Below are 6133 nucleotides of genomic sequence, written 5' to 3' on the forward strand. Positions count from 1 at the left end.
GCCCCACTCTACCCCGGCCGTCAGAGCCCCGCCGTGTCGGCGAAGCGCACCAGGTGCGACACGAGCTCGTCCGGACGCTCCAGCTGTGGCACGTGCCCGAAGCCGTCCACCACGTGCACCTGGGCGTGCGGCGGCAGGTGGTCGCGGTACCACTTCAGCGTCTGCGAGGGGAGCAGCCGCTCGCTGCCGCCCCAGAGGAACAGCACCGGCATGGCCAGGTTGCGGACCTTGTCGGGCTCCAGGCTGGCGCGCGTGGCGAGCGCCTCGGCGGTGAGCGCCCTCACGGTGGGGGTGTCGTAGAAGCGGCGCAGCTCGTAGGCGAACAGCAGCGCGGGCAGCGGGGGCCGGTGGAACAGCCTGCGCGTGAAGGCACGCGCCTCCGCGGGGGAGCGCACGGTGAAGGACGCGAGCAGCGACTTCATCTCCTCCTCGGGCAGCTCCGCGCCCGCCGGGGCCACCAGCGCCAGCGCGCGCACCCACTGGGGGTACTCCGCCGCCAGGTTCACCGACATGGCTCCGCCCAGCGAGTTGCCCACCACCACGGCCGGCTCGCCCACCACCTGCTCCACGTAGGCGCGCAGCACGTCGAACTGGTTGCGCACGCAGACCTCTCCGCCGCAGTACTCCAGCGAGAAGCCGTGGCCCGGCAGGTCCGGCGCCACCACGCGCGAGAAGCGCTTCGCCAGCCCGAAGAAGGTGCGCCCGAAGCCGTTGGCCGAGCCGCCCAGCCCGTGCACCAGCACCACCGGCGGCCCCTTGCCCTCGCCCTTCAGTGAGTAGTGGTGCAGCCCCTGGCCGGCCACCTGCACCGTCGAGGACTCGACACCGCGCGCCACCAGCATGCGCCGCATCACCTTCTGCATCCCGCCCATCAAGTCCATGCGCCTGCCTGCTCCTCTTCCAAGGGGTGCCACAGAGGATAACAAGCCCGATGGCACTTTGCCGCAATGCGTCAGGAGGCAGGGGCCAGCCAGAGCGCCGGGTCCACGGCCTGACCGGCCCTGCGGACCTCGAAGTACAGGTAGGCGCCCTTGAGCGAGCCGGTGTCGCCCACCTCGCCCACGACTTCACCCGCCGTCACGGTGGCCCCGAGCGGCGGGGTCATGGTGGCCAGGTGGGCCATGAGGGTGTGGAAGCCATCGCCGTGGTCCAGGATGAGCAGGTTGCCGTAGCCACGCAGTGCGCCGGCATAGACGACGGTGCCGTCGGCCACCGCCTGCACGGGCGTGCCCGCGGCGGCGCGGATGTCGATGCCCTTCTGCACGGTGACGGTGTTGAAGCGCGGGTTGACCACCTTGCCGAAGCCCACCTCCACCACGCCCCTCACCGGCCGGGGCAGCTTGCCGCGCAGCGCGCCGAAGCCGTGCGTGGCGGGCAGCTCCTTCAGGTCCGCCACCACGCGCGCCAGCTCCGCGTCCGCCTGCTCCAGCTCGCGCACCGCGCGCTTCGCCAGCTCCGCCTCGCCCGCCAGCGCGCCCACCACCTCCTCCAGCGCCTCCTGCTGCGCGCGGGCCAGCTTCTCCTGCTCCTGGAGGAAGACCACGCGCGCGGCCAGCGACGTCTGCAGGCGCTTCAGCTCGCGCGTCGCCTGCCGCTGGAGGTGCGTCACCCGCTGCACGGTGCGCAACAGCTCCAGGTCGCCGGACATGCTGGCCTCCAGCGCCCGCGCGCGCCACACCAGCGCGGCGAAGTCCTCCGCGGACAGCAGCACCTCCAGCGGGCGGCGGCGCATCAGCCGGTAGAGGGTGCGCAGCCTCGGGGACAGCCGGCGCAGCTGGAGCCGCAGCGCCTCGCGCAGCACGGCCTCCTCGCGCTCGGCCAGCGCCACGCGGCGGCGGAAGATGGCCAGGTCCCCCTCCAGCGCGCGCACGCGGCGCCGGGAGAAGGACGCCATCTCCTCCATCATCTCCAGGCCCTCCAGCACGGAGAGCTTCTTCGACTCGATGAGGGCCAGCGTCGCGCGCTGCGTGGCCAGCTTCTCGCGCAGCGCCGCCTGCTCCGCCTCCTCCGGCTGCTGCGCGGACGCGGTGGAGGCCGTCAGGGCCAGCACGAGTGCCAGGGGGACGAACCGGCTCATACCCGCAGGAAGCGCCCCACCGCGACGAAGCTGCCGCCCAGGCCCAGGCCGCACCCGGCGCCGACGAGCTCCAGCGCCAGCCGCGGCTCCACCCACGCCGCGCCCACGCCCGGCCCCAGCAGGAACGCGAAGAGCTGTCCCAGCGTGGGCCCCAGGACGTGCCCGAAGGCCCACAGCCCCAGCAGCGCCACGCCCGCGCCCATCAGCCCCTGCAGCAGGCCCTCCAGGAGGAAGGGCGCCTTCACGAAGCGGTCCGTGGCGCCCACCAGCTTCTGGATTTCAATCTCGCCGCGCCGCGCGTAGATGGCGAGCTGCAGCGTGGCCGCGACGATGATGACGGTGGCGCCCAGCACCACCACGAAGGCCACCAGCGAGCCGAAGCGCAGCGCCCGGGCGATGGCCGTCAGCCGCTCCACCGCCGCCTCGCCGTAGTCCACGCCGGACACACCGGGCATCGCGCGCAGGTCCTTCGCCAGCGCCTGGAGCGCGGCCGGGTTGCGCTTCTCCGGGGGCACGCGCAGCTCCAGCGTCGCGGGCAGCGGATTCTCCGGCAGCTCCGCCAGCGCGTCGCCCAAATCTCCCAGCTCCGTGCGCAGCCGCGTCAGCGCCGCGTCCGGCGGCACCACCGTCACCTGCCCCGCGCTCACCTCCTCCACGCGGGTGCGCATGCCGTGCACCTCGTCCTCGCCCATCTCGGGCGACAGGTACACCGTCACCTCCACCTCGCCGCCCAAGGACGCCAGCAGGTTGTCCAGCACCCGCGCCGCGCCCCGGGCCATGCCCGCGGAGAACAGGGCGATGGCGATGGTCGTCACCGCGATGAAGTGCACGAACGGCGAGTGCCGCAGCCCCACCGCCGCCGAGCGCCAGAAGTACGTCGCCTTCGCCACCACGCTCATCCGGCCACCATCCGCCGCGCCGCCTTCACGCCGTCCTCGTCGGACACAATCTCCCCGCGCTCCAGCCGCACCGTGCGCTTCTGGTAGCGCGCCAGCAGCGTCGCGTCGTGCGTGGCCACCATCACCGTGGTGCCGCGCACGTTGACCTGGGTGAGCAGGTCCATGATTTCCACCGTCAGCGCCGGGTCCAGGTTGCCGGTGGGCTCGTCCGCCAGGAGGATGGTGGGGTCATTCACCAGCGCGCGGGCAATCACCACGCGCTGCTGCTCTCCACCGGACAGGCGCAGGGGGAACGAGTCCGCCTTGTGCTCCAGGCCCACCAGCTTCAGCATCCGCCGGACCTTCTCGCGGGCCTCCGCGCGCGGCACGCCCAGCACGTCCAGCGTGAAGGACACGTTGTCCTCCACCGTCCGGTGTGGCAGCAGCTTGAAGTCCTGGAACACCACCCCGATGTTGCGCCGCAGGTACGGCACCGCGGACTCGCGGATGCGCGCGATGTTGCGGCCGCCCACCAGAATCTGCCCCTTGGTGGCCTTCTCCGCGCAGAAGATGAGCTTCAAAAGCGTCGTCTTCCCCGCGCCGGACGGGCCGGTGAGGAAGACGAACTCGCCCTTCTCCACGTTGAGGTTGATGTCCGACAGCACCGGCGGGTCGCCGGGATACGCCTTGTAGACGTGGAAGAACTGAATCATGGCGTCGCGCGGGGGCCGCCAACCTACCACGGCCCGGCGCCAGCGCCCCACGCACGCCCGGCGAGTGGGCGGGCTTTCCCCTCCCACCCCTGGAGCCACCTGTGCGACGGTGGAGGGGCATGAGCCAGCGCGCCGCGCCTCGGACGACGACAGGACAGTGGGTGGGACGCATCGCCGGGCCCGTCGTCGCCGCGCTCGTCTACTTCATCCCCTCCGGGCTGCACGCCATCCCCGGCATGGGCCACCGCCCCGCCGCCGCCGCCGCCGTGGCCGCGTGGATGGCCCTCTGGTGGTTCACCGAGGCCGCCCCCATGGGCTGGACGGCCCTGCTCCCGTTGGTGCTCTTCCCCGCGCTGGGCGTCTTCGGGGACGGAGGCGTGCTCGTCGCCGTGGGCCGCTCCGCGCAGCCCTTCGTGGACCCGTACATCTTCCTCTTCATGGGCGGCATGGCCCTGGGCGCCGCCCTGGAGCAGTGGGGCCTGCACCGGCGCATCGCCCTGCTCATCATGCGCGCCATCGGCACCGGGCCCCAGCGACTCCTGTTCGGGATGCTGGCGGCCACCGCCGCCGTGTCCCTCTGGATTTCCAACACCGCCACCTCGGTGATGATGGTGCCCATCGGCATGGCGCTCATCGCCCAGCTCGAGGCTTCCGAAGGCCGCCAGCTGCGACACTTCGGCGCGGCGCTGATGCTGGCGGTGGCGTACGGCTCCAACGTGGGCGGCGTCGGCACCAAGATTGGCTCGCCCACCAACTCCGTCTTCGCGGGCGTGGTGTCGCGACGCTTCGGCGCCGACGTGGGCTTCGTGGAGTACATGGTCGCCGCCCTCCCCTTCGTCCTCCTCTTCCTCCCGCTGGCCTGGGCGGTGCTGTGGCGCTGGGGGCGCAAGGACCGGCTGGGCCCCGGCCAGGGCGGGGACGTCATCGCCCGGGAATTGGCCCAGCTGGGCCCCATGTCCTCCGGCGAGCGGGTGGTGGGCGGGGTGTTCCTCGTGGCGGCGGTGCTGTGGATTTTCGGCGACCCGCTGCGCGCCCTGCTCGCCCCGCCCGTGGCGCGCGCCTTCGACGGCTTCAAGCTGGCCGGCAAGCACTACGAGGCGGCGGTGGCCATCGTGGGGGCGCTGGTGCTCGTGGCCGTGGGGCGCCTGTCCTTCGCGGCCCTGCGCCGGGTGCCCTGGGACACGCTGCTCCTGCTGGGCGGCGGCTTCGCCCTGGCGGCCGGCATCGAGGCGAGCGGCCTGTCCTCGTGGCTCATCACGCGGCTGTCCGGGCTGGAGTCGCTGCATGGCCTGGCCCAGCACGCCGTGGTGGCCAGCGCCACCATCGTGCTGTCCGCCATCGCCTCCAACACCGCCACCGTGAATGTCATGCTCAACGTGCTGCCCGCGTCCCGGCCGCTCCTGGCGGTGAGCACCTTCGCGGCCTCGTGCGACTTCGCCCTGCCCGCCGGCACGCCCCCCAACGCCATCGTCTTCGGCAGCGGCTACGTGCGCCTGCCGGTGATGATGAAGGCGGGGCTGCTCCTGGACGTGCTCGCCGCCGCCGCGCTCACCGTCTACGGCTACGCCTGGGTGCGGTGGGTGCTGCCCTGAGCGGCGGCGCTCAGAGGCTCCGGTTGAGCGCGGTGACGAACACCCAGCGCGAGCCGTCGCGCAGCACCATCAGCCGGATGCGCACGTCGCGCGCGCCCCAGGGGAAGAGGAACTTGAAGTCGAAGCGCTCCGTGGCCTCGCCTCCCCGCTCCACCAGCGCGTCCAGCCGCCCCCGAAAGCTCGCCGTGTTGGTGCAGGGGGCAATCTCCTCGAAGAAGCGCCGGCCCAGCGTGGCCTTCCGCTCGCGCCTCGCCAGCGCGGCCTCGGCGGCGTTGTAGGCCACCACCCGGCCCTCCCCGTCCAACTTGATGGCCCCGAAGGGCAGCCGGTCGAACTCCTCGGGCGACATGCCCTTGAGCCGCTCGCCCGTCAGCGAGTCCGCATCCAGCAGGGACTCCTGCCTCGGGAACTCCAGGACCTCGGCGCCACCCCCGCCGTCCAGTTGCTTGACCATGGCGCGGAGTATGGGAATCGCGCTCCAGGTCCGTCAAAGCCTCCGGGTTCCGTAAGCCCCCGATTCAACGAATGGCCCCGAGAGCTTGTACAGGGTCTGTCCAGGGCTTGTCACAGCCGTCCGGAGCACCGCGCGCGAGCGCGGACACGGGAAGCAGCCGGGCACGGGGAAGCAACGAACCGGGCGGGCCGCGAGTGGCGCGCCCGGACCCGGCCGTCACGGCGGGCTCAGGACGGGTCGCCCTCGCCGGCGAGGTAGCTGAGGATGACCTCGTCGAGGCTCTTCTCGGAGATGAGGTCCTCGCCGAAGAGCGTCTCCACGCCGACCTCGTTGATCTTCGGCTTCTCCTTGAGGGCGCGCGCGGCGGCGACCTCGGGGGGAAGCGCGACGGCCTGCGGGGCGGCGGGCGCCTGCGGCTG

The 6133-nt window shown here is 72.5% G+C and carries 6 protein-coding genes and 1 pseudogene; 1 reads left to right on the forward strand and 6 read right to left on the reverse strand.

What is annotated here, in order from left to right:
• Window positions 1–20: 20 nt before the first annotated feature.
• The 4 genes from HG543_RS50455 to ftsE all read right to left on the reverse strand — a co-directional run bounded on the left by HG543_RS50455 (window position 21) and on the right by ftsE (window position 3668).
• Window positions 21–881 (reverse strand): alpha/beta fold hydrolase, encoded by an 861-nt coding sequence (locus HG543_RS50455; protein ID WP_169352139.1) that lies wholly within the window; start codon window positions 879–881, stop codon window positions 21–23.
• A 71-nt stretch (window positions 882–952) separates the two neighbouring features.
• Entirely contained in the window at window positions 953–2077 is a 1125-nt protein-coding gene (locus HG543_RS50460) for a murein hydrolase activator EnvC family protein (protein WP_169352140.1), read from the reverse strand.
• Complete coding sequence (locus tag HG543_RS50465) at window positions 2074–2976, reverse strand: cell division protein FtsX (RefSeq protein ID WP_169352141.1); 903 nt, start codon at window positions 2974–2976, stop codon at window positions 2074–2076. The genes HG543_RS50460 and HG543_RS50465 overlap by 4 nt, the downstream gene beginning before the upstream one ends.
• The gene (ftsE, locus tag HG543_RS50470) at window positions 2973–3668 is read right to left on the reverse strand and encodes a cell division ATP-binding protein FtsE (protein ID WP_169352142.1); all 696 of its coding nucleotides are present in this window, start codon (window positions 3666–3668) and stop codon (window positions 2973–2975) included. The genes HG543_RS50465 and ftsE overlap by 4 nt, the downstream gene beginning before the upstream one ends.
• A 119-nt stretch (window positions 3669–3787) precedes the next feature.
• Between ftsE and HG543_RS50475 the strand changes: the two genes are divergently transcribed.
• Window positions 3788–5260: an SLC13 family permease gene (locus HG543_RS50475; protein ID WP_169352143.1), complete on the forward strand. Its 1473-nt coding sequence runs from the start codon at window positions 3788–3790 to the stop codon at window positions 5258–5260.
• Window positions 5261–5270: 10 nt separating this feature from the next.
• Here the strand turns inward: HG543_RS50475 and HG543_RS50480 are convergent, their stop codons facing one another.
• Both HG543_RS50480 and HG543_RS50485 read right to left on the reverse strand, forming a co-directional pair.
• On the reverse strand, window positions 5271–5714 hold the full coding sequence (locus HG543_RS50480; protein WP_169352144.1) for a PAS domain-containing protein: 444 nt from the start codon (window positions 5712–5714) through the stop codon (window positions 5271–5273).
• Window positions 5715–5941: 227 nt separating this feature from the next.
• Window positions 5942–6133: pseudogene (locus HG543_RS50485) on the reverse strand (hypothetical protein); the annotation flags it as partial.

It is taken from the genome of Pyxidicoccus fallax (assembly GCF_012933655.1).
Taxonomy (GTDB): Bacteria; Myxococcota; Myxococcia; order Myxococcales; family Myxococcaceae; genus Myxococcus; species Myxococcus fallax.

Bases quoted from the DNA above. Each gene is read 5' to 3' on its own strand.
- HG543_RS50455 (WP_169352139.1), bottom strand. From the start codon at position 881: ATGGACTTGATGGGCGGGATGCAGAAGGTGATGCGGCGCATGCTGGTG.
- HG543_RS50465 (WP_169352141.1), bottom strand. From the start codon at position 2,976: ATGAGCGTGGTGGCGAAGGCGACGTACTTCTGGCGCTCGGCGGCGGTG.
- HG543_RS50460 (WP_169352140.1), bottom strand. From the start codon at position 2,077: ATGAGCCGGTTCGTCCCCCTGGCACTCGTGCTGGCCCTGACGGCCTCC.
- HG543_RS50480 (WP_169352144.1), bottom strand. From the start codon at position 5,714: ATGGTCAAGCAACTGGACGGCGGGGGTGGCGCCGAGGTCCTGGAGTTC.
- HG543_RS50475 (WP_169352143.1), top strand. From the start codon at position 3,788: ATGAGCCAGCGCGCCGCGCCTCGGACGACGACAGGACAGTGGGTGGGA.
- ftsE (WP_169352142.1), bottom strand. From the start codon at position 3,668: ATGATTCAGTTCTTCCACGTCTACAAGGCGTATCCCGGCGACCCGCCG.